General features: G+C 71.8%; 23 protein-coding genes. 16 read left to right on the top strand and 7 right to left on the bottom strand.

Features of this window, described 5'->3' with window-relative positions; translation table 11 throughout:
- Nucleotides 1-163: 163 nt before the first annotated feature.
- Nucleotides 164-670 (bottom strand): flavin reductase family protein, encoded by a 507-nt coding sequence (locus LUZ64_RS08185; protein ID WP_095578850.1) that lies wholly within the window; start codon nt 668-670, stop codon nt 164-166.
- Nucleotides 671-892: 222 nt separating this feature from the next.
- Entirely contained in the window at nt 893-1,219 is a 327-nt protein-coding gene (locus tag LUZ64_RS08180) for a TlpA family protein disulfide reductase (RefSeq protein WP_095578851.1), read from the bottom strand.
- Between the two features lie 331 nt (nt 1,220-1,550).
- Between LUZ64_RS08180 and LUZ64_RS08175 the strand changes: the two genes are divergently transcribed.
- Nucleotides 1,551-2,279, top strand: a complete 729-nt coding sequence (locus LUZ64_RS08175; RefSeq protein WP_095578852.1) for a lysophospholipid acyltransferase family protein — start codon at nt 1,551-1,553, stop codon at nt 2,277-2,279.
- A gap of 100 nt (nt 2,280-2,379) precedes the next feature.
- Here LUZ64_RS08175 and LUZ64_RS08170 read toward each other — a convergent pair whose 3' ends face one another.
- Genes LUZ64_RS08170 through LUZ64_RS08160 form a run of 3 tightly spaced genes read right to left on the bottom strand, consistent with a single transcriptional unit; the run spans nt 2,380 to nt 5,647 of the window.
- Nucleotides 2,380-3,483 (bottom strand): threonine aldolase family protein, encoded by a 1,104-nt coding sequence (locus LUZ64_RS08170; protein WP_211304912.1) that lies wholly within the window; start codon nt 3,481-3,483, stop codon nt 2,380-2,382.
- Entirely contained in the window at nt 3,462-4,223 is a 762-nt protein-coding gene (locus LUZ64_RS08165; protein WP_095578877.1) for an SDR family NAD(P)-dependent oxidoreductase, read from the bottom strand. Before LUZ64_RS08165 ends, LUZ64_RS08170 begins: the two co-directional genes overlap by 22 nt.
- A gap of 26 nt (nt 4,224-4,249) precedes the next feature.
- Complete coding sequence (locus tag LUZ64_RS08160; protein WP_095578854.1) at nt 4,250-5,647, bottom strand: DUF6421 family protein; 1,398 nt, start codon at nt 5,645-5,647, stop codon at nt 4,250-4,252.
- 348 nt (nt 5,648-5,995) lie between these two features.
- Here LUZ64_RS08160 and LUZ64_RS08155 point away from each other — a divergent pair, with 348 nt between their 5' ends.
- Genes LUZ64_RS08155 through LUZ64_RS08145 form a run of 3 tightly spaced genes read left to right on the top strand, consistent with a single transcriptional unit; the run spans nt 5,996 to nt 8,693 of the window.
- Nucleotides 5,996-6,928: an ABC transporter substrate-binding protein gene (locus tag LUZ64_RS08155; protein ID WP_095578855.1), complete on the top strand. Its 933-nt coding sequence runs from the start codon at nt 5,996-5,998 to the stop codon at nt 6,926-6,928.
- 44 nt (nt 6,929-6,972) lie between these two features.
- The gene (locus LUZ64_RS08150) at nt 6,973-7,860 is read left to right on the top strand and encodes an amino acid ABC transporter permease (RefSeq protein ID WP_232389711.1); all 888 of its coding nucleotides are present in this window, start codon (nt 6,973-6,975) and stop codon (nt 7,858-7,860) included.
- The gene (locus LUZ64_RS08145; RefSeq protein WP_248288120.1) at nt 7,857-8,693 is read left to right on the top strand and encodes an amino acid ABC transporter ATP-binding protein; all 837 of its coding nucleotides are present in this window, start codon (nt 7,857-7,859) and stop codon (nt 8,691-8,693) included. The genes LUZ64_RS08150 and LUZ64_RS08145 overlap by 4 nt, the downstream gene beginning before the upstream one ends.
- Before the next feature lie 88 nt (nt 8,694-8,781).
- Here LUZ64_RS08145 and LUZ64_RS08140 read toward each other — a convergent pair whose 3' ends face one another.
- Nucleotides 8,782-9,330, bottom strand: coding sequence for a GNAT family N-acetyltransferase (locus LUZ64_RS08140; RefSeq protein ID WP_095578879.1), 549 nt, complete (start codon nt 9,328-9,330; stop codon nt 8,782-8,784).
- 78 nt (nt 9,331-9,408) lie between these two features.
- Between LUZ64_RS08140 and LUZ64_RS08135 the strand changes: the two genes are divergently transcribed.
- From LUZ64_RS08135 to LUZ64_RS08125, 3 genes are all read left to right on the top strand, one after another.
- The gene (locus tag LUZ64_RS08135; RefSeq protein WP_095578857.1) at nt 9,409-9,801 is read left to right on the top strand and encodes a VOC family protein; all 393 of its coding nucleotides are present in this window, start codon (nt 9,409-9,411) and stop codon (nt 9,799-9,801) included.
- 75 nt (nt 9,802-9,876) lie between these two features.
- Entirely contained in the window at nt 9,877-10,287 is a 411-nt protein-coding gene (locus LUZ64_RS08130; protein WP_095578858.1) for a nuclear transport factor 2 family protein, read from the top strand.
- Complete coding sequence (locus tag LUZ64_RS08125) at nt 10,284-11,264, top strand: aldo/keto reductase (RefSeq protein ID WP_095578859.1); 981 nt, start codon at nt 10,284-10,286, stop codon at nt 11,262-11,264. Before LUZ64_RS08130 ends, LUZ64_RS08125 begins: the two co-directional genes overlap by 4 nt.
- Nucleotides 11,265-11,297: 33 nt before the next feature.
- Here LUZ64_RS08125 and LUZ64_RS08120 read toward each other — a convergent pair whose 3' ends face one another.
- The gene (locus LUZ64_RS08120) at nt 11,298-11,747 is read right to left on the bottom strand and encodes a nuclear transport factor 2 family protein (protein WP_095578860.1); all 450 of its coding nucleotides are present in this window, start codon (nt 11,745-11,747) and stop codon (nt 11,298-11,300) included.
- Between the two features lie 271 nt (nt 11,748-12,018).
- On the opposite strand from LUZ64_RS08120, the gene LUZ64_RS08115 reads away from it, so the two are divergent.
- The 9 genes from LUZ64_RS08115 to LUZ64_RS08075 all read left to right on the top strand — a co-directional run bounded on the left by LUZ64_RS08115 (nt 12,019) and on the right by LUZ64_RS08075 (nt 22,325).
- Nucleotides 12,019-12,804 carry an SDR family NAD(P)-dependent oxidoreductase gene (locus LUZ64_RS08115; RefSeq protein ID WP_095578861.1) on the top strand — a complete coding sequence of 262 codons (786 nt, stop codon included), beginning with the start codon at nt 12,019-12,021 and terminating at the stop codon, nt 12,802-12,804.
- Between the two features lie 138 nt (nt 12,805-12,942).
- A complete protein-coding gene (locus tag LUZ64_RS08110) occupies nt 12,943-14,208 on the top strand; it encodes a beta-ketoacyl-[acyl-carrier-protein] synthase family protein (RefSeq protein ID WP_095578862.1) in 1,266 nt (421 codons plus the stop codon).
- Complete coding sequence (locus tag LUZ64_RS08105; RefSeq protein WP_095578863.1) at nt 14,205-15,536, top strand: ketosynthase chain-length factor; 1,332 nt, start codon at nt 14,205-14,207, stop codon at nt 15,534-15,536. Before LUZ64_RS08110 ends, LUZ64_RS08105 begins: the two co-directional genes overlap by 4 nt.
- A gap of 50 nt (nt 15,537-15,586) precedes the next feature.
- Nucleotides 15,587-15,850 (top strand): acyl carrier protein, encoded by a 264-nt coding sequence (locus tag LUZ64_RS08100; protein ID WP_095578864.1) that lies wholly within the window; start codon nt 15,587-15,589, stop codon nt 15,848-15,850.
- 51 nt (nt 15,851-15,901) lie between these two features.
- Nucleotides 15,902-16,885 carry an aromatase/cyclase gene (locus LUZ64_RS08095; RefSeq protein WP_095578865.1) on the top strand — a complete coding sequence of 328 codons (984 nt, stop codon included), beginning with the start codon at nt 15,902-15,904 and terminating at the stop codon, nt 16,883-16,885.
- A gap of 148 nt (nt 16,886-17,033) precedes the next feature.
- Entirely contained in the window at nt 17,034-17,993 is a 960-nt protein-coding gene (locus LUZ64_RS08090) for a hypothetical protein (protein ID WP_095578866.1), read from the top strand.
- Nucleotides 17,990-18,595, top strand: coding sequence for a flavin reductase family protein (locus LUZ64_RS08085; RefSeq protein ID WP_276528250.1), 606 nt, complete (start codon nt 17,990-17,992; stop codon nt 18,593-18,595). The genes LUZ64_RS08090 and LUZ64_RS08085 overlap by 4 nt, the downstream gene beginning before the upstream one ends.
- A 97-nt stretch (nt 18,596-18,692) precedes the next feature.
- Entirely contained in the window at nt 18,693-20,696 is a 2,004-nt protein-coding gene (locus LUZ64_RS08080) for a flavin-containing monooxygenase (protein ID WP_095578867.1), read from the top strand.
- Between the two features lie 30 nt (nt 20,697-20,726).
- Nucleotides 20,727-22,325: an FAD-binding oxidoreductase gene (locus LUZ64_RS08075; RefSeq protein ID WP_095578881.1), complete on the top strand. Its 1,599-nt coding sequence runs from the start codon at nt 20,727-20,729 to the stop codon at nt 22,323-22,325.
- Nucleotide 22,326: the final 1 nt, after the last annotated feature.

Below are 22,326 nucleotides of genomic sequence, written 5' to 3'. Positions count from 1 at the left end.
TCGTAGCTGCCTTGTGCAGGCAGCATAGGCGCCTTGTGGGGCGGATTCCGGTCGGACCGGCCTGCGCCCCGAGCGGAATGTTACTCGTCAGTACATCGAGCGTGTCACCCGAGCGCAAGGGTGGTCGGCTGTGATCTGCCCAACGCGGGAGATCAGGGACGTCTCAGTCCCGCAGACCGTTGAAGCGCCCCTGGTGGTGGATGAGCGGGCGGCCCGCGCCGTCGGGGTCGCCGGCGACCACCTCGGCGAGCACGAGGCGGTGGTCGCCGGCGGGCACCCGGGCCACGACGCGGCACACCATCCAGGCCAGCACGCCGTCCAGCAGCGGCACCCCCTCGGGGCCCGCGCGCCAGCTGGTGGGCGGGGCGAAGCGGTCGGCGCCGCTGCGCGCGAAGGTGCCGGCCAGCTCCTTCTGGTGCTCGCCGAGTATGTGCACGCCGACGTGCTCCGCCTCGGCCATGACGGGCCAGCTGGAGGAGCCGGTGCCCACCCCGAAGGAGACCAGCGGGGGTTCGGCGGCGACGGAGGTGAGCGAGGTGGCCGTGAAACCGACCGGGCGCGTGCCCCGCGCCGTGATCACGGCGACGCCGGCGGCGTGCCGGCGGAAGACGGAGCGCAGCAGTTCGGGGGTGGCGAGGGCGGGCGTACCGAGGGCCTGCGTGGCCGTCATGGATCTGTCCTTCTGCTGGAGGTCGGACCAGAAGTGGTGTCGAACCAGGAGCCGTACGGGCGCGAGGGGGTCACCGCCCCGGACGGCGCGCGCTCGCGGTCCGCGGCGGATCGATGTGCGCGCGCCCGAGGGGAAGCGGTCCAGGCCACATAACGTCACCCTGACGATTCGTGGCGCACAGCGTCAAGTGCGGCCGGGCATATGGGAGACGGATCACGGCGATCACAGGGCGGCGCCGAGTGCCGCGATGACATCGGCCTTCCTCGGCTGCCCGGCGGCCCGGCGCACGACCCGGCCGCGCGCGTCGAGGACGAGCGTGGTGGGGGTGGCGGCGATCCCCAGGGCGCGGACCAGGCCGAGCCGGGCCTCGGCGTCGATCTCGACGTGGGTGACGCCCCCGACCATGGCGGCGACCTCGGCGAGGGTGCGTCTGGTCGCCCGGCACGGCTGGCAGAAGGCGCTGGAGAACTGGACGAGCGTGGCCCGCTCCCCCAGCTCCGCGCCGATGTCGTCGGCGTCGAGCCGTACCTCTTCGTCCCGCCCCGGCACGTTCTTCCCTCCGCGGTCGTTGTCGCCCTGTGATGATCGTGGTCGTCGTGTGGTCGTCCCCACGGGCCGGGCCCGTGGTCGTCGCCGATTGCAGCACCGCCGGGGGCGCGAAAATTTCCGCCCGGCGTCTCCCGGGGGGTCCCGTGGGGGGCGGTGTACCTTCGGCGGTAACCGGGCGGTGGGCCGACGTGATGAGAATCTCCCGGCCCGCGGGGGGCCCTCGCTGGTCCCTGACCCGGACGATCAGGCACGATTCGGCACGGGCCGACAACCTACGGCCGCGTAACTTCAGCCGGGAGCCCCCTCCCCCAGGCCCAGAGGATTGTCCGATATGGCAGAGCTCGTCTACCCGCCGGTGATCGGTACCGCCCGCACCATGTTCAAGGCGCTCGACCTGCGTTTCGACATCCAGGGCACCGAGCACGTTCCGCCGCGCGGCGGGGCGGTCCTGGTGAGCAACCACATCGGGTACCTGGACTTCATCTTCTGCGGCCTGGCCGCCCGGCCCGCCAAGCGGCTGGTGCGCTTCATGGCGAAGGAGTCGGTGTTCCGGCACAAGGTGTCGGGGCCCCTGATGCGGGCGATGAAGCACATCCCGGTGGACCGGGCGGCCGGCATGGACGCCTACAAGCACGCGCTGTCCGCGCTCCGCTCGGGCGAGATCATCGGGGTCTTCCCGGAGGCGACGATCTCGCAGTCGTTCACGCTGAAGAACTTCAAGTCGGGCGCGGCCCGGCTGGCGCAGGAGGCGGGGGTGCCGCTGCTGCCGATGGCGCTGTGGGGCACCCAGCGGCTGTGGACCAAGGGGCATAAGCGGAATCTGGGCCGCAACCACTTCCCGATCACGATGCGCGTGGGCGAGCCGCTGACGGCCGACCCGGCCGAGCACGCGGACACGGTGACCGAGCGGGTGCGCGGGCGCGTCCAGGAGCTGCTGGAGGCCGCCCAGCGGGCCTATCCCGTCCGTCCCAAGGACGCCTCCGACACCTGGTGGATCCCGGCCCACCTGGGCGGCACGGCGCCGACCCCGGCCGAGGCGGCCGTCCTGGACCGCCGCTAGCCGGGCGCCACGGGCCCGAGGACGGGCCCGTACCGGCCGGTATATGTATGCGCCCGGCCCCCTGGTCGTCGACCCGGGGCCGGGCGCACACGCGTACGCGCTACTGCTTGCTCATCTCCTCCGCGACCGCCTTCGCGAAGGCGTCCACGTCGGCCTCGGTGGTGTCGAAGGAGCACATCCAGCGGACGTCACCGGCCGCCTCGTCCCAGAAGTAGAAGCGGTAGCGCTTCTGGAGACGCTCGCTGACGTCGTGCGGGAGCCGGGCGAAGACGGCGTTGGACTGCACGGGGTGCAGGACCTCGACGCCCTCGACGGACCGCACGCCCTCGGCCAGCCGGGTGGCCATGGCGTTGGCGTGCGTGGCGCTGCGCAGCCACAGGTCGCCGGTGAGCAGGGCCTCGAACTGCGCGGAGACGAAGCGCATCTTGGAGGCGAGCTGCATCGACATCTTGCGCAGGTGCTTCATCGCCCGCACGGCACCGGGGTTGAGCACGACGACGCACTCGCCGAAGACCATGCCGTTCTTCGTGCCACCGAAGGAGAGCAGGTCCACGCCCGCGTCGGTGGTGAAGGCGCGCAGCGGGACGCCGAGCGTGGCCGCCGCGTTGGCGATCCGCGCGCCGTCCAGGTGGACCTTCATCCCGCGCTCGTGGGCGTGGTCGCAGATCTCCCGGATCTCCTCGGGGGTGTAGCAGGTGCCCAGCTCGGTGGTCTGGGTGATCGAGACGACCTGCGGCTGCGCGCGGTGCTCGTCCTCCCAGCCCCATGCCTCTCGGTCGATGAGCTCGGGGGTGAGCTTGCCGTGCTCGGTGGGGACGGTCAGCAGCTTGAGGCCGCCGACCCGCTCGGGCGCCCCGCACTCGTCGACGTTGATGTGGGCGGAGGCGGCGCAGACCACCGCGCCCCAGCGCTCGGTGGCCGCCTGGAGCGCGACCACGTTGGCGCCGGTGCCGTTGAAGACCGGGAAGGCCTCGGCGGTCGGCCCGAAATGGGCGCGCATCACGTCCTGGAGATGGGCGGTGTAGTCGTCCTCGCCGTAGGCGACCTGGTGGCCGCCGTTGGCGAGGGCGAGCGCCGCGAGGATCTCGGGGTGGGCACCCGCGTAGTTGTCGCTGGCGAAGCCGCGCAGCTCGGGGTCGTGCCGGCGTATCGCGTCGGTCGCCCCCGAGGAGGGTGCCTGGGTCACGGTTGCGGAGTCAGCCACTGACGGGTTCCGTTCACTTCCTGGGCGGGCATGTCCCAGACGCCGACGATGGCCTCGGCCAGGTCCTTGACGTCCGTGAAGCCCGCGAATTTCGCGGTCGGGCGCTCGGCGCGCATGGCGTCGTGCACCAGCGCCTTGATCACCAGGATGGCAGCGGCCGCCTTCGGGCCCTCCTCGCCCCCCGCCTTGCGGAAGGAGTCGGCGAGCGCGAGCGTCCACGCCTCGGCCGCGGCCTTGGAGGCGGCGTAGGCGGCGTTGCCCGCGGTGGGCTTGCTGGCGCCGGCGGCGCTGATCAGCAGATAGCGGCCGTTGCCGCTGCGCTGGAGGGCGCCCTCGAAGGCGAGCGAGGTGTGCTGCACCGTACGGATGAGCAGCTTCTCCAGCAGCTCCCAGTCGGCGAGGTCGGTCTCGGCGAAGGTCGAGGAGCCGCGCCAGCCGCCCACGAGGTGCACGAGGCCGTCGATGCGGCCGAACTCCTTCTCGGTGCGGTCCACCCAGGCGCGGGTGGCCCCGAGGTCCAGGAGGTCCACGGTGTCGCCGGTGACGGTGGCGCCGCCGTGGGCGTAGCGGGCGGCGTCCACGGCCTCGGCGAGGCGCGCGGCGTCGGCGTCGGAGGCGACGACCGTGGCCCCGGCCTCCGCCAGGCGCAGCAGGGCCGCGCGGCCGGCCGGGCCGGCCGCTCCCGCCACCGCCACCACGGCGCCGTCCAGGCGGCCGCCGCCGTTCGTCGGAATGCTCATCTTCGTCGCCTCTTTCTCGAGCTCGCTCACGCCGCCACCCGCTCGGCGTCCGCGGCGGTGATCCCCTTGGTCGAGGCGATCACGGTGCGCAGCTTCTTGGCAAGGGCCTCGAAGAACATGCTGAGCGGGAACTCGTCCGGAAGCACGTCGTCGACGAGCTTGCGGGGCGGCAGGGTGAGGTCGAGGGCGTCGGGGCCCTTGGCCCACACGGAGCCGGGGTGCGGGGCGAGGTAGGTCGAGACGAGCTCGTAGGCGGCGAGCCAGTGGACGAGCTTGGGGCGGTCGATGCCGTCGCGGTAGAGCTTCTCGATCTCGGCGCACAGCTGGTTGGTGACCTGCGGGGCCCGGTCCCAGTCGATGTGGAGGGTGTTGTCCGTCCAGCGTACGACGTCGTGCTGGTGGAGGTAGGCGAAGAGCAGCTGACCGCCGAGGCCGTCGTAGTTGCGCACGCGCTCGCCGCTGACCGGGAAGCGGAACATCCGGTCGAAGAGGATGGCGTACTGCGCGTCGCGGCCCTGGCCGTAGCCGTCGGCCTCGAGCTTCACGGCCTCCTTGAAGGCGGTGAGGTCGCAGCGCAGCTCCTCCAGGCCGTACATCCAGAACGGCTGCCGCTGCTTGATCATGAACGGGTCGAAGGGCAGGTCGCCGTGGCTGTGGGTGCGGTCGTGGACCATGTCCCACAGGGCGAACGCCTGCTGGCAGCGGTGCTGGTCGCCGATCATCGCGGCGATGTCGGCGGGCAGCTCCAGGCCGAGGGCGGTGACGGCCGCCTCGGTGACGCGGCGGAAGCGGGCGCCCTCGCGGTCGCAGAAGATGGCGCCCCAGGTGAAGCGCTCGGGGGCCTCGCGCACGGCGATGGTCTCCGGGAAGAGGACCGCGGAGTGGGTGTCGTAGCCCGCGGTGAAGTCCTCGAAGGTGATGCTGAGGAAGAGGGGGTTGTCGAAGCGGGTGCGCTCCAGCTCGGCGAGCCACTCCGGCCACACGACGCGCATCACGACCGCCTCGAGATTGCGGTCGGGGTTGCCGTTCTGCGTGTACATCGGGAAGACGACGAGGTGCTGGAGGCCGTCGGCGCGGTGCGCGGCGGGGTGGAACACCAGCAGCGAGTCGAGGAAGTCCGGGACGCCGAAGCCGGCGTCGGCCCAGCGGCGGAGGTCCGCGACGAGGGCCGTGTGGTAGGCCGCGTCGTGGGGCAGGAGGGGTGAGAGCTCCTCGACGGCCGCGACGACGCGGCCGATCTCCGCCCGGACGGCGTCGCCCGGGGGTGCGCCCTCCGCACCGAAGTCGATGGATCCGTCGGGGGACTGCCACGGCCGGATCGTCTCGACAGCGCTCTTGAGCACCTCCCAGGCCGGGTGATCGACTACCCGCTCGGTGGTCGATTCCTCGGCTGCTATCGCCGTCGACGCAAGAATTTCCGTCATGGCTACCCCTCCTCAGGAGAACTTGGCGTTAAGACACCGTATCCATGCGCGGTTCTCCACCTCAAGAGGTAGAGCGACAAATTATCCTGCCGGACCCCCGGTGAAGCCGCGTTTTTTCCTGCTTCCGGCAACGCCGATCGCCTCAAACGTATGTTTTCGCCCCACGAGCCCCACAGGCACCGGACGGCGTCCTAGTCAGCCGCAGGGCGGTTTCCGGCCAGTTTCCGGCGCATTTCCCGGGGCCACCCCGGACGCGCACTGTTCACGAACCGGCAACAGTCTTCCGCTATTCGGACGGATCATGGCCTGACCTGGACAGACCGCCCGGGGCACTGCCAGTCTCCCGCCATGCCCGTCGTCAACCAGCGCGTACACCACGCCGATCCGCTCCCGCGCCGCCGCGCCACACGCCGCGCCGCCCCGTTCGCGGCCGGCCTCGCCGTCCTCCTCACGGCCGCCGTCGGCTGTGCGGCGCAGGACGACACCGACGCCGCGAAGTCCCCCGCCGGGCCGTCCGCCGGGGCCGCCGCCTGCGCCAAGGGCGGGCTCGCCACCGAGACCGCCGGAAAGCTCACCGTGGGCACCGACAAGCCCGCCTACGCCCCCTGGTTCCGCGACGACGACCCCACGAGCGGCGAGGGCTTCGAGTCCGCCGTCGCCTACGCCGTCGCCGACCGGCTCGGCTACGCCAGGACCGACGTGGTGTGGCGGACCGTGCCCTTCAACAGCGCCGTCGCACCCGGCGCGAAGAAGTTCGATTTCGACGTCAACCAGATCTCCGTCAGCGACGAACGCCGCCGGGCCGTCGACTTCTCCTCCGGCTACTACGACGTACGGCAGGCCGTCGTCGCCCTCAAGGACTCCCCCGCCGCCAAGGCCACCACGGCCGAGGGACTCAAGGGGGTGAAGCTGGGGGCGCAGGTCGGCACCACCAGCCTCGACGTCGTCAACGACGTCATCAAGCCCGGCACGGCACCGGCCGTGTTCCAGAAGAACGACTTCGCCAAGACGGCCCTGAAGAACGGCCAGGTCGACGCGATCGTCGTGGACCTGCCCACCGCCTTCTACATCACCTCGGCCGAGGTCACCGACGCGAAGATCGTCGGACAGTTCGAGGCCGGGAGCGGGAAGGCCGAACAGTTCGGGCTCGTCCTCGACAAGGGCAGCCGGCTCACCGGCTGCGTCAGCCGGGCCGTCGACTCCCTGCGCGAGGACGGCACGCTGGCGAAGCTGGAGAAGCGGTGGCTCTCCGAGGCCGTCGACGCGCCGGTGCTGAAGTGACGGCCGGCGACACGGCGTCCGGGCCTCATGCGGGGGCCGCACCCGTGGCGGAGACGACGGAGACGGCGGGCCCGGCCGGCGAGGACCGGTACGTACCGTCCGCGCGGCGCCTGGAGCGCGAGCGCTTCAAACGGACGCGGGCCCGCCGGGCCACGGCGGTGGCCGCCCTCAGCACCCTGGTCACCGGCGTCGTGCTGTTCCTCGCCGTCGTCAACTCCCCCGGCTGGCCCCGCACCCGGGAGACGTTCTTCAGCGCGCACTACGCCCGCGAGGCACTGCCGGAGGTCCTCGACGGCCTGTGGCTCAACCTGCGGCTGCTGGTCGTCTGCGGGGCGGCCGTCCTGGTGCTCGGGCTGCTGATCGCCGTGGCCCGTACGCTGCGGGGCCCGGTGTTCTTCCCGCTGCGCGCGCTGGCCACCGCCTACACCGACTTCTTCCGCGGGCTGCCGCTGGTCATCTGCCTGCTCATGGTGGTCTTCGGCATCCCGGCCCTCCGGCTCCAGGGCGTCACCACCGACCCGGTGCTGCTGGGCGGGACGGCGCTGGTCCTCACCTACTCGGCATACGTGGCGGAGGTCTTCCGGGCGGGCATCGAGTCCGTCCATCCCAGTCAGCGGGCCGCCGCCCGCTCCCTGGGGCTCAACGGGCGGCAGACCCTGCGCTTCGTCGTCCTGCCGCAGGCGGTGCGCCGGGTCGTGCCGCCGCTCCTCAACGACCTGGTCTCGCTCCAGAAGGACACCGGCCTCGTGTCGATCGCGGGCGCGGTCGACGCCGTGTACGCGGCGCAGATCGTCGCGAGCAAGAGCTTCAACTACACGCCGTACGTGGTCGCCGGGCTGATCTTCGTCGCCCTCACCATCCCCGCGACCCGGTTCACGGACTGGGTCACGGCCCGGATGGACCGCCGCCGGGCCCAGGGAGGGATCGTATGACCAGCGACCGTAAGGACGAAGGCACACCGGCGGCCGCCGCGCCGCGGAAGGACGCCCCGGCCCGGGTGCCGGGGCAGGGCGGCGGCGCGACGCCCGTGCTGCGGCTGGAGGCCGTCCGCAAGACCTTCGGACGGACCGTCGTCCTGCGCGACGTCGACCTCGAGGTCGCGCCGCACACCGTCACGGCCCTGATCGGAGCCTCCGGCTCCGGCAAGTCGACGCTGCTGCGCTGCGCGAACCTGCTGGAGGAGATCGACGACGGCGCGATCTTCCTCGACGGCGAGGAGATCACCGACCCCCGTGCGGACCCGGACACCGTGCGCCGCCGGATCGGCGTGGTCTTCCAGGCGTACAACCTCTTCCCCCACATGACGGTGCTCGACAACATCACCCTGGCGCCGCGCCGGGTGCACGGGGAGCCGCGCGCGCGGGCCGAGGAGCGGGCGCGGGAGCTGCTGGAGCGGCTGGGCCTGGGCGGCAAGGCGGGCGAGTACCCGGACCGGCTCAGCGGCGGCCAGCAGCAGCGGGTCGCGATCGTACGGGCGCTGGCGGGCCGGCCCCGGCTGCTGCTGCTCGACGAGATCACCGCGGCCCTCGACCCGGAGTTGGTCGGGGAGGTGTTGGGCGTCGTGCGCGATCTCAAGGAGGAGGGGATGACCATGGTCCTGGCCACCCACGAGATGGGCTTCGCCCGGGACGTCGCCGATCAGGTCTGCTTCCTGGACGGCGGGGTGGTGCTGGAGCGCGGCACGGCTGCCCAGGTCTTCGGCGACCCGCGGGAGGAGCGCACCCGGCGGTTCCTGCGGCGGCTGGTGGAGGCCGGCAGGCTGTGACGGCCCGTGGAGGAACGGGCACGCGTAAGGGGCTCCGGCCGTGGCCGGAGCCCCTTACCAGCAGCCGTGAGGACTGTGGCCTCACCGCCTACGGCAGCTTCTTCACCAGCAGCTCGAACTCCAGGTCGTCGCGCTGCGGGATGCCGAAGCGCTCGTCGCCGTAGGGGAAGGGGCTCATCTTCCCCGTGCGGGCGTAGCCTCGGCGCTCGTACCAGGCGATCAGGTCGTCGCGCTGCCGGATGACCGTCATGTGCATCTCGCGGGCGTCCCACTCGGCCCGGACGAACCGCTCGGCCTCCGCGATGATCACCTTTCCGAGGCCGGCGCCCTGCATCGCCGGCCGGACCGCGAACATCCCGAAGTAGGCGTGGTCACCGCGGTGTTCGAGCTGGCAGCAGGCGACCAGGGCGCCGTCCAGCTCGACCACGAGCAGCCGGCTGTTCGCGTCGGTCACCACGGCCAGGACGCCGTCCGGGTCGGTCCGCTGGCCGTCCAGCAGGTCCGCCTCGGTCGTCCACCCGGCCCGGCTGTCGTCACCCCGGTAGGCCGATTCGACGAGCGCGACGAGTTCGGGCACATCGGCGGCGGTGGCGGTGCGGAAGGTCGGCTCGGCAGCGCGGCTGCCGGCGGTTTCCATGGTCACCCGTGGGTTCCTCTCCATACGTTTCGACTCGTATGAACACTAACCCGATCGATGGTGCGTACAGTCGCAGTCATGGCGCACGTACTCAGCAGCAGAGTGCTTCTCCGGCCCACCGACCCCGAGCGCTCCCGTACCTTCTACGGGCGCACGCTGGGACTCGCGGTCTACCGCGAGTTCGGCACGGGCCCGGAGCGCGGCACCGTCTATTTCCTGGGCGGCGGATTCCTGGAGGTCTCGGGCCGCTCCGAGGCGCCCCCGGGGCCCGGCATGGAGCTGTGGTTGCAGGTCGCGGACGCGGCGGCCGCGCACGAGGAGCTGGCCCGGCAGGGCGTCGAGATCCTGGAGCCGCCGGAGCGCAAGCCCTGGGGGCTGATCGAGATGTGGATCGCGGATCCGGACGGGGTGCGGATCGCGGTGGTGGAGGTGCCGGAGGACCATCCGATGCGCTACCGCCCGGGGATCTAGGTAAGTGCGAGGCCGGGTTCTCACCTTGACGGAACACCTAGTGGGGCCACATTCGTTCGTGGTAGAGGTGAGCGAATGAACTCAGTGAACTCTTCAGCGAAGTCCCTGCAGGCGAACAAGGATCTCGTGGCCGAGTACATCCGGCTGTTCTACAACGACAAGGACTTCGACCGGGCCCGTCGGCTGCTCACCGAGGGCTTCGTCAACCACCACCCCGGCGTCGGCGCGGGCCGCGACCGGACCGTCGAGTCGTTCTCGGCCGTCGCCACCGCCTTACCCGGGTTCTCGCTGACGGTACGGCGCGTGGTGGCCGAGGGCGACCAGGTCTGGACGCACAGCGTGGCCAAGGCCGCGCCGGACGCGCCGCCCTCGATCGTGGTGGACATCTGGCGGGTCGAGGACGGCCGCATCGCCGAGCACTGGGACGTGGGCCAGGGCCTGCCCGAGGGCTCCTCCCTCGAGGAATTGATCGAGGACGCCGGATGAGGCTCCGCCGCATCGGCCGTGCGGGACCCGAGGTCTTTCCTCTCGGACTCGGCTGCATGGGCATGTCGGAGTTCTACGGCGGCGCCCGGGAGTCGGAGTCGATCGCGGTCGTCCACCGCGCCCTCGACCTCGGTGTGAATCTGCTGGACACCGCCGACATGTACGGGATCGGGGAGAACGAGCGCCTGGTCGGGCGTGCCGTCGCGGACCGTCGCGACCGTGTGCTGCTCGCCACCAAGTTCGGCGTGGTCCGCGACGGGGACCCCGCGGCGCGTGGCATCAACGGCAGCCCGGAGTATGTGCGCGCCGCCTGCGACGCGTCCCTGGCCAGGCTCGGCGTGGAGCACATCGACCTTTACTACCTGCACCGTCGTGACCCCCGGGTGCCCATCGAGGAGACGGTAGGGGCGATGGCCGAGCTGGTGCGGGCCGGCAAGGTGCGCTGGCTCGGGCTGTCCGAGGTGAGCGCGCGGACCCTTCGCCGGGCCTGCGCGGTGCATCCGATCTCCGCTTTGCAGAGCGAATTCTCGCTGTTCAGCCGGGACGTCGAGGAGAGCGTGCTGCCCGCGGCCCGGGAGCTCGGCACCTCCCTGGTCGCCTACGCGCCGATCAGCCGGGGCCTGCTCGGCGGCGCCCTGCCGCCCGCTTCCGAACTGGCCGACGGCGACTTCCGCCGGGCGGCGCCCCGCTTCACCGGTGACAACGCCGAGCACAACGCGCGTCTCGTGGCCAGGATCCGGGAGATCGCGAACGAGGCCGGGCTCAGCCCGGCCCAGCTCTCCCTCGCCTGGCTGCTCGCGCGGGGCGAGGACATCGTGCCGATTCCGGGCACCAAGCGGCTGCGCTACCTGGAGGAGAACGTGGCCGCCGCGGAGGTGGAGCTGTCCGGCGCGACGCTTTCGGCTCTGGAGTCGGCCGTCCCCACCGGCGCGGTGCGCGGCGAGCGGTACCCGGACATGTCGCACATCGATCGCTGACCCGGACCGCCCCGGCGGCGTGGGACCCGGGACTCAGATGAGGAACTGGTCGTACCCCACCCGCCGGGAGCGGTTGCGCAGTTCGCCGTTCTCGCGCACCAGCACGTCGTGCACCAGACAGCTCGGGGCGACCTCGGGCTCGCGCACGCCGGGCCTGGTGGTCACCACGAGCACGTAGAACGTGGAGTGGATGCTGCCGTCGTCCTGCGGATCCAGGTCGATCATGTTGAACCAGTGGCGGCGCTGTACCGGGTCGCCCTCGAACCGCTTGTGGAAGTCGTACAGGTCCGCGGTGATGCCCGCGCGGGTCCGGGACGGTTCGCGGCCCGGCGTATGGGAGAACTCGCCGTCCTCGGTGAACGTCTCCGCGTACGCCTCGAGCTTGCGCGCGTCGAGTGACTGCATCTGCCGCGCGTAGTACTGCTGGACCTCCGCGTACAGGAGGCGATCGTCCGGTTCGCTGCCGCTACGCCTGCTCGTCATGGCTGGAGCCCCTTCGGTGGACGGTGCCGGGCGACCCTTCACTGTCGTCGGCCCCGCCACCGTCCGGCCTGCTCGTCCAAGTCCCCTCGAAGTCCGCTCGAGGCGGCTCCCGGCCCCTGGCCGCCCGGTCACGGGTGCCGGCCCGCTCCGGCGCGACCGGACTTCCAGTCCGATTGGATCCGGGTTCGAGCACCTCCGGCAAGCGTGGAGCGCAGTTCGCAGCCAGAGCGAAACGCCCGGGCTATCCCGGCAGAACCCGAGAGGACCGACCATGGCGGAACGCACCCGGCGAGTGGCACTGGTCACCGGAGCGACCAGCGGCATGGGCCTAGAGATCGCCAAGAGCCTGGGCCGGCAGGGCATCAGCGTCTACCTCTGCTCGCGGCGCGAGGACGCGGTGGCGGCGACCGTCAAGGAGCTGCGCGATCTGGGCCTCGACGTGGACGGGCGCCCCTGCGACGTGCGGAAGCCGGAACGGGTCCGCGCGCTCGTGGACGCGGCCGTCGACCGCTTCGGCCCCATCGACATCCTGGTCAACAACGCCGGCCGGCCCGGTGGCGGGAACACCGCCGAGATCGAGGACGAGCTCTGGTACGACGTGATCGACACCAACCTGAACAGCGTCTTCCTCGTCACCAAGCAGGTGTTGACGCGCGGCGGCCTGCGGGACAAGAGCTGGGGCCGGATCATCAACATCGCGTCCACCGGCGGCAAGCAGGGCGTGATCCACGCCGCCCCGTACTCGGCGTCCAAGCACGGCGTCGTCGGCTTCTCCAAGGCGCTCGGTCTGGAGCTCGCCAAGACCGGCATCACGGTGAACGCGGTCTGCCCGGGCTTCGTCGAGACGCCCATGGCGGAGCGCGTGCGCGAGCACTACGCGGCGATCTGGGGCGTGGACGAGGAGGAGGCCCACCGCCGGATCAGCGCCCGCGCGCCCATCGGCCGGTACGTGGAGTCCGGCGAGGTCGCCGCGATGGTCGACTACCTGGTCGGCGAGGGCGCCGACGCGGTGACCGCCCAGGCCCTGAACGTATGTGGCGGGCTCGGCAACTACTGATCCCGCCGGTCCGCGCCCCGGGCCGGGAAGGGGCCGGCACGCGTCGGTCGCGCCACCCGCTCCCCGGCCCCACACTAATGCAAAGGAACGTACTGAGATGCTCAGTTCAACCGTGCCCACGGCCGTGGACGGCCCCCGATGACGCGCCGTGTCGTGATCACCGGTATCGGCATCCGGGCCCCCGGAGGCAAGGGCGCGAAGGAGTTCTGGTCCACACTGACCAGCGGCCGCACCGCCACCCGCAGGATCACGTTCTTCGACCCCTCGCCCTACCGCTCGCAGGTCGCCGCGGAAGCCGATTTCGACCCGGTCATCGAGGGACTCACGGCGTCGGAGACCGACCGCATGGACCGGGCCACCCAGTTCGCGGTGGTCTGCGCCCGAGAGGCCGTCGGCGACAGCGGGCTGGAGCTCGGCGGCCTGGACCCGTACCGCGTCGGTGTCGGTCTGGGCAGCGCGGTCGCGGCCGCCACGAGCCTGGAGCGCGAGTACCTGGCCCTGTCCGACCGGGGCCGTGACTGGGAGATGGACCCCGCGAGGCTCTCTCCGCACATGTTCGACTACTTGGTGCCGAGTGTGATGGCGGCCGAGGTCGCGTGGACGGTGGGCGCCGAGGGGCCGGTGGCGATGGTCTCCAACGGCTGCACCTCGGGGCTCGACTCGGTCGGCCACGCCGTGCAGCTGATCCGCGAGGGCAGCGCCGACGTGATGGTGGCCGGTGCCTGCGACACCCCGATCACCCCGATCGTGGTGGCCTGCTTCGACGCCATCAAGGCGACCACGCCGCGCAACGACGACCCGGAGCACGCCTCCCGCCCTTTCGACGGTTCCCGGAACGGCTTCGTACTCGCCGAGGGCGCGGCCGTGTTCGTCCTCGAGGAGTACGAGAGCGCCCGGCGCCGCGACGCGCACATCTACGCCGAGGTCACCGGATACGCGACCCGTTCCAACGCGTTCCACATGACCGGGCTCAAGCCGGACGGCCGGGAGATGGCCGAGGCGATCCGGGTCGCCCTCGACGAGTCGAGGGCCGATGTGACGGCCGTGGACTACATCAACGCGCACGGCTCGGGGACCAAGCAGAACGACCGCCACGAGACCGCCGCGTTCAAGCGCAGTCTCGGGCAGCACGCCTACGAGACCCCGGTCAGCTCGATCAAGTCGATGGTGGGGCACTCGCTCGGCGCCATCGGCTCGGTGGAGATCGCGGCATCGCTGCTCGCCATCGAGCACAACGTGGTCCCTCCCACGGCCAATCTGCACACCAGCGACCCGGAGTGCGACCTGGACTACGTACCGGTCACCGCCCGTGAGCACCGGGTGGACACGGTCCTCACCGTGGGCAGCGGCTTCGGCGGGTTCCAGAGCGCGATGGTCCTCCGCAGCCCCCAGGAGGTCTCATGAGTGCCGTCGGCGTGGCGGACGCGGGCCGGGCGCAGGCCGTCACACGGCGCCCCGGCCCCGGCCCGGGCCCGCACCCGGGCACCCGCCCGGTGTATGTGACCGGCATCGGCGTCGCCGCTCCCAACGGCCTCGGCCTGGAGCGCTACTGGGAGGCGGTCCTCGCGGGCCGCTCGGGCGTCGTACCGATCACCCGCTTCGACACGTCCCGCTATCCGGCCCGGCTGGCGGGTCAGATCGAGGGCTTCGACGCGTCCGCCCATCTGCCGAGCCGGCTCCTTCCGCAGACCGACGTCTCCACCCGGCTCGCGCTGGCCGCGGCGGACTGGGCGATCGCCGACGCGGGCGTGGATCCGTCGAAGGCCACGGACTACGACATGGGCGTGGTGACCTCCACCGGGTGCGGGGGCTTCGAGTTCACCCACCGGGAGTTCAAGAAGCTGTGGAGCGTCGGCTCCCAGGCGGTGAGCGTGTACGAGTCCTTCGCCTGGTTCTACGCGGTCAACACCGGCCAGATCTCGATCCGCAACGGCATGCGCGGACCCAGCAGCGCCCTGGTGGCCGAGCAGGCCGGCGGCCTCGACGCCCTCGGACACGCCCGGCGCACCATCGGGCGCGGCACTCCCCTGGTGGTCACCGGAGGCGTGGACTCCGCCTTCGACCCCTGGGGGTGGGTCTCCCATCTCGCCAGCGGGCGGATCAGCCACGCCACCGACCCGGAGCGCGCCTACCTGCCGTTCGACGCGGCGGCCCGCGGCTATGTGCCGGGCGAGGGCGGGGCGATCCTGGTGGTCGAGGACCCCGTGGCGGCCCGGGCGCGCGGGGTGCGCCGGGTGTACGGGGAGATCGCCGGGTACGCCTCGACCTTCGACCCCGCCCCGGAGGGCGTCCGGGAGGATCTCCCGGCACGTCCCGGGCGGCCGCCCGGGCTGCGCAGGGCGGCCGAACAGGCACTGGCCCAGGCCGGGTTGACGCCCGCGGACGTGGACGTGGTGTTCGCGGACGCGGCCGGTGACCGCGACCTGGACCGTGCCGAGGCCACGGCGATCCGGGAGTTGTTCGGGGTGCGCCGGGTGCCGGTGACCGCGCCCAAGGCGCTCACCGGGAGGCTGTACGCGGGAGGCGGGCCGCTGGACGTCGCCACCGCGCTCCTGACCGTCCGGGACGGCGTGATCCCCGCTTCCGGGGCCAGCTCCGACGTCCCGGCCGATTACGGAATCGACCTGGTGACCGGAGGCCCGCGGGAGGCCCGCGTCTCCTGCGCCCTGGTCCTCGCCCGCGGCCGATGGGGCTTCAACTCGGCCGTGGTGGTCCGTGAGGCAACCCTCTGACCCTCCGTCCGCACATGCGCCGCCTTCCTGACGACAGCAAGGATTCGACCATGCCGAACACCACCATGACCCTTGACGACCTGCACCGCATCCTGGCCGACTGCGGGGGCGCGAGCGAGGACTGGCCCGCCGGCGAGGACGTGCGCGACCGGCCCTTCCAGGAGCTCGGGTACGACTCCCTCGCCCTGCTGGAGGCCGCCGTGCGCATCGAGAACGAATTCGGCGTGCAGGTGCCGGACGAGGTGGTCCCGCTGCTCACCAGCCCTCGCGACGTACTCGACCTGGTCAACGGCTCCGCCGCGAAGACCGTGTGAACCGGCGCGCCACGCGCGCCGACCGACCCGCGACCCGGAAGGCCCTCGACCATGACCGAGTTACGAGAGCACCACACCCTGCACACCCGCGTCGTCGCGGCTCCCGCGGACACCGTGTACCAGCTGGTGGCCGATGTGACCCGATGGCCGGTGATCTTCGAGCCCACGCTGCACGTCCGGCATCTGGAGCGGGACGGCGACAACGAGCGCTTCCGTCTGTGGGCCCTGGTCAACGGCGAGGTCAAGGACTGGACCTCGCGACGCGTGCTGGACCCCGAGGGGCGCACCGTATCGTTCCGCCAGGAGCACAGCCGGCCGCCGTTCGCCTCGATGGGCGGCCAGTGGCGGTTCGCCCCGCAGCGGGACGGCAGGACCATGGTGAGCCTCACCCACGACTTCACCGTGCCCGGTCAGGAGGCGGGGGCGTGGGCCACCGAGGGGGTGAACCGCAATTCCGAACGGGAGCTGGCGGCCCTCGCGCGGATCGCCGAACTTCCGCACGCGATAGACGATCTGGTCTTCTCGTTCACCGACCGTCTCGAGCTCTCCGGCGCGGCGGCGGACGCCTACGCGTTCGTGGACCGCGCCGACGCCTGGCCCGAGCGGCTGCCGCATGTGCGCCGGGTGCGGCTGCGCGAGGACCCGCCCGGGGTGCAGGACATGGAGATGGACACGGTGACCGCGGACGGCAGCGCGCACACGACCCGCTCCGTGCGGCTCTGCTTCCCGGACTCGTCGATCGTCTACAAGCAACTGGTGCCGCCCGCGCTGCTGTTCGGGCACAGCGGGGCCTGGGAGTTCACGCCGGACGGGGCGGGCGGCGCCGTGGCCGTCGCCCGGCACACCGTCGCGGTCGACCCGGCCGCCGTCCCCAAGGTGCTCGGCGAGGGCCGCACCCTGGCCGACGCCCGGGCCTACCTGCGTGCGGCGCTGGGCGCCAACAGCCGCACCACGCTCGGCCACGCGGCCGCCCACGCCGGCGCGAACGCCTCGGCGCTCGCGCCGGGCGGTCCGCCTCACGAGGGGACGCGGTGACCGCCATGTCCCAGGGCCCGACGACGCGCGCCTGACCCGGGTGGCCGAGCGGCGGGCCGCGCGTCGCGCCCCGCGCTCCCTGCCGCACCGCCGACGGCGCAACCGATCGACACGCCTCACCTTCCCCGATCCGGAAAGGACCTCGCCCGTGCAGACGGCACCCCTTCGACAGTCCGACCCGGCCACCCGCGGCCGGCGCGCACGCCGTGCCGTCATGGCCGGCCTCGCGGCCGCCGCCCTGCTCGGCGCCTGGGTGGCGGCGGACACCGGCCGCGCGGACGACTCGCGGTCCGACGCGAGCCCGGCGGCCCACGGCCGTGTCAGGACCGAGTACGGCACACCCCAGCCCTTGGGCGACGGCACCGTCCGCGTCTACTCGCAGCGCCGCGGCTCCCGCCCGCTCACCCTCGGGTACACCTTCTCCGCCGCCGCCCTGCGGAACCTGCCCAAGGAGGGCGACGGCAAGCTCTGCTACGACGTGAACGGCGACGGCAGAACGGACCGGGCCACGGAGTGCGTGGACGAGGTCGAGACGGCACTGGACCTTCCCAAGGGGTTCCGCGAGAACGTCGGGGGCCCCTTCACCTGGGCGCAGCTGACCTGGGACCCGCGGGGCCATCCGCCGGAGAGCTACGGCATCCCGCACTTCGACTTCCACTTCTACATCCAGGACGAGGCGGCCGTGCGCCGGATCCGCACCGGCCCGTGCGCCGGCCTGATGAACTGCGACGACCTCAAGACCGCGCGCAAGCCGGTGCCGGAGCGGCACATGCCGGCCCGGTACATGGACATGGGTGCCGTGGTGCCGCAGATGGGCAACCACCTGATGGACATGGACGCGCCGGAGATGCACGGCAAGCCGTTCACGCGGACGTTCATGTACGGCGCGTACGACGGCCGGATCAGCTTCTACGAGCCCATGATCTCCAAGGAGTGGATCGAGGGGCTCGCGAACGGGCGCGCGGGCGGCTGCATGCCGGTCAAGAAGCCCGAGGCGTGGGCCGTCTCCGGCTGGTACCCGACCGAGTACTGCATGGACTACAGCCGCGCCACCCGGCAGTACACGGTCTCGATGTCCGGCTTCACGCACCGCGAGGCGACGCCGTGACGGCACGGCCCGGGGTGGACGCCCGGTCGGCACCGGGAGCCCTCGCGGCCTCGGGTCCGGACGGCGGGGGCGCCGGCCCGGACCCCGCGCTGTTCCGCGGCGCGATGGCCCGCTTGCCCACCGGTGTCGCCATCGTCACCGCTCATGACCGGCACGGCAGGCCGCACGGCTTCACCGCCGGTTCGCTCTGCTCGCTCTCGGTGGACCCGCCGCTGCTCCTGGTCTGTCTGGCCACGTCGGCGCGTTGCTATCCGGTCTTCGCGCGGAGTCCGCGGTTCGCCGTCAGCCTGCTCCGGGAGGGGCACGAACACTCCGAGCTCGCCCGGCGGTTCGCGGGCAAGAGCCCGGACAAGTTCTCCGACGGCGGCTTCGTGCCCACCGAGCGCGGGGGCACCGTCGTGGCCGGGGCGCTCGCGGTCGTGGAGTGCGTGACGCGGCGCAGGGTGGACGCGGGCGACCACGCGATCTTCCTCGGTGAGGCGGAGCACGTGATCCTGCCGGAAGGCGGCGGCCGCCCCGCCGTCTACGCCGACCGGGGATTCCGCTCCCTGTGCGGTGCCGACTGCGCCCGGAGCGACATGCCCCGGGGAGCGGGCCCCTGAGCACCGTCCCGGCCCGGCTCCGGTCCAGGAGCCGTGCCTAGCCTCCGCCGGGCGGCGCACCGCCCGGCACCACCTCCCTCACGAAAGGCGTCACCCCATGTCGTTCCTCGGGCCGCTGAAGCCGATCACCGTCGATGACGACGCTCTGCGCGCCCACTTGGAGAGCGCCGAGGTGCCCGCGCTGCTGATGACCGTGGCGCACCTCACGGGCGACCTGTCCGTGCTGCGCGAGGACCTGCGGGCCGCCGGCTGGCTCTTCGCCCCGCAGGGCGGCCTCTCCGCCGAGCAGCGGGCCGCGGCCCGGGAGACCGCGTTCGACGCGCTCGTACGGTACCGGCGGGCCGGCAGCGTGCCCCCGCCGCCGCCCGACCGGGAGACGCTGCGCCGGATCAGCGGCTGGGCCATGGGCGGCGACACCGAGGACATGCTGCCCCTGCTCGCCGAGGAGATCGTCCTCGCCGATCAGGACCCGAGGGCTCCGCGCTGGCGGGCGAAGGACCTCGCCGCACCGGCCGGCGAGGCGCCCGAGGGGCCCCGGGATCCCGCCCCCGTGCGCGTGTCGATCATCGGCGCCGGGATGAGCGGGCTGCTCGCCGGACACCGGCTGGCCCAGGCGGGCGTGCCGTTCACCATCTACGAGAAGAACGAGGACGTCGGCGGCACCTGGCTGGAGAACCGGTACCCGGGCTGCCGGGTCGACGTCCCCAGCCATCTGTACAGCTACCCGTTCGCCAACCGCTCCGACTGGCCGGATCACTTCTGCACGCAGGACCAGCTCCTCGAGTACTTCCGGGCGTTCGCCGAGGAGTACGGACTGTACGAGCACATCCGGTTCGACACCGAGGTGCGCGAGGCGTGCTGGGAGGAGGAGCACGCACGCTGGCGGCTGGAGTTGTGCGGCCCGGACGGGACGCGGAGCGTGCGGAGCGAAGTGCTGGTGAGCGCCGTAGGACAGCTGAACCGGCCCAAACTGCCGGACATCCCCGGCCGGGAGCGGTTCGCCGGTCCGGCGTTCCACTCCGCCGCCTGGGACCACGGCGTACCGCTCGCCGGCCGCCGGGTGGCCGTCGTGGGGACGGGCGCCAGCGCGTACCAGTTCATTCCGGAGGTGGCCGAGAGCGCGGGCGAGCTGACCGTGTTCCAGCGCACACCGCCGTGGCTGCGCCCCACCCCGCACTACCACGACGCGGTGCCGCCGAGCACCGCCTGGCTGTACGAGCACCTCCCCTACTACGCGGCCTGGCACCGCTTCTGGCTCTTCGCCCCGGGCCTGCGGGGTGTGCTCGAGGGCTGGATCGTGGACCCGGACCACCCGCCCACCGAGCGCGCCGTCTCCGCCGCCAACGACGAGTTGCGCGCCACTCTCACGCGCCACCTGGAGGCGCAGCTCACCGACGCGCCCGAACTGCTTCCGCTGGTGCTTCCGCGGTATCCGGTGGGAGCCAAGCGGGTGCTGCGGGACAACGGAATGTGGTTACGGACGTTACGGCGGGACAATGTCTCGTTGATCACCGAAAAAATCTCGGAAATCACCGAGGACGGTGTGCGCACCGCGGACGGCGTTCTGCACGAGATCGATATCCTCATTTACGGAACTGGATTTGCCGCTTCCCATTTTCTGGCGCCTATGCGCGTCACCGGTATCGGCGGCGCGGATCTGCATGACACCTGGGACGGGGACGCCCGCGCGTACCTCGGCCTGACGGTTCCCGGTTTTCCCAATCTCTTCTGCCTTTATGGCCCGAACACCAACCTCTCGGGGCAGGGAGGCAGTATTTTCTACTTCTCCGAGTGCGGAGTGACCTACCTTCTCGATGCCGTTCGGCTGCTGCTCGAAAGCGGACGGCGGTCCCTGGACGTGAAGAGGGATGTTCACGACGCGTACAACGCCTGGGTCGACCGGGCCAACTCGGAGCGGGCCTGGGGGTGGTCGAAGGTGAGCAACTGGTTCACCAACGAGAAAGGGCGCTCGGCGCAGAACTGGCCTTTCACGGCGCAGGAGTACTGGCGCCGCACCCGCCGTGTCGACCCATCCGACTACGAGACCCCGGACCGTCCCGGCCGTGCCGCGGACCCGGCGGCGTCATCAGGCAAGCGATGAGGGAAACGAGAAGGAACCATGGACATCACGATGAGCGATCAACCAGCGGAGCGCAGAGGGGTTTCCCTGCCCGAGGCCGTCGCGCTCGACGTCGAGCCCGTACAGAGCATCGCCGCGCCCTTCCGTCCGGTACGGGTCGCACCGGACGACCCCCGCTATCCCGACCTCGTCACCGGCAATGACAAGCGCTGGGTCGCCGCGCCCGAATACGTCCAGGTGGTCGGCGATTCCGACCAGGTCCTGCACGCCGTGGACCGGGCCGCCCGGGCCGGGAAGCGGGTCTCCGTGCGCGGCGGCGGCCACAGCTACGCCCCGTTCGTCTACCACCCCGAGGCCGAGGTCATCATCGACCTGTCGCTGATGTACGACGTCTACTACTGCGACCGGCGGCGGGCCTTCGCCGTCGAGGGCGGCGCCCAGCTCGGCCGGATCTACGAGTGGCTGTTCAAGGGCTGGGGGGTGACGCTGCCGGGCGGGGTGTGCCCCGGCGTCGGCATCGGCGGCCACGCCAGCGGCGGAGGGTACGGGCTGCTCTCCCGTAAGTTCGGCTATGTGGTGGACCACCTGGAGGCGGTGGAGATGGTGGTCGTCGGCCGCGACCGCCGGGCTCGCCGGATCACCGCGTCCCGCAACCCCGACGACCCGAACCACGACCTGTGGTGGGCGGTCACCGGCGGCGGTGGCGGCAACTTCGGCATCGTCACGCGCTACTGGTTCCGCTCTCCGGGCAGCCGCGGAGCCGCCCCGGCCGAGCAGCTCCCGCGCCCGCCCAAGAGCGTGCTCCTGAGCGTCGTCCCGATCCCCTGGTCCGACCTGGACCGCACCGGCTTCACCCACCTGGTGCGCAACTTCGGCACCTGGCACGAGCAGAACATGGCCCCGGAATCGCCGTACACCTCGCTGACCGGAGTGGTGTTCCTCCAGCACAAGGCGTCGCGGTCCATCAACATCCTGACCCAGATCGACGCCGGGATACCGAACGCCGAGGAGCTGCTGGCCGGCTATCTCTCGGCGATCACCCAGGGCACGAAGGCCGCCGTCCCGCCGGCGGCCAGGCTGTCCTGGCTGGACGCGACCGAGCTGATCGGCACCAGCAACCCCACGCTGATGACCAGCCCCGCCATGCGCAGCGGCGTGAAGACCGCGTATATGCGCAAGGGCTTCACCGACGCCCAGATAGGCACGTTCTACGACCAGATGACCCGGGACGACTACGTCAACCCCAACGCCACGCTCCAGCTCACCGGGGTGGCGGGCGGCCGGATCAACGCCGTCGATCCGCACGCCACCGCCTCCGTGCACCGCGACTCGGCGTTCCTCGCCCTGTTCGAGAACTACTGGCAGGACCCCCGCGAGGACGAGCAGCACATGGGCTGGCTCCGCGAGATCTACCACACCGCCTTCGCCTCGACCGGCGGGTACCCGGTGCCCAACGAGCAGTCCGACGGCTGCTACATCAACTCGCCGGACACCGACATCAAGGACCCGCGGTTCAACAAGTCGGGGGTGCCCTGGCACGCCCTGTACTACAAGGACAACTACCGCAGGCTGCAGCGGGCCAAGGCGCGGTTCGACCCCACGGACTTCTTCCGCCACTCGCAGTCCGTCGAACTTCCGCACAGGCCCTGAG

Source organism: Streptomyces albireticuli, from assembly GCF_021228125.1.
Lineage (GTDB): Bacteria > Actinomycetota > Actinomycetes > Streptomycetales > Streptomycetaceae > Streptomyces > Streptomyces albireticuli.
Note: the sequence above shows the minus strand (reverse complement) of the source record. Positions and strands in the feature narration are given on the sequence as shown.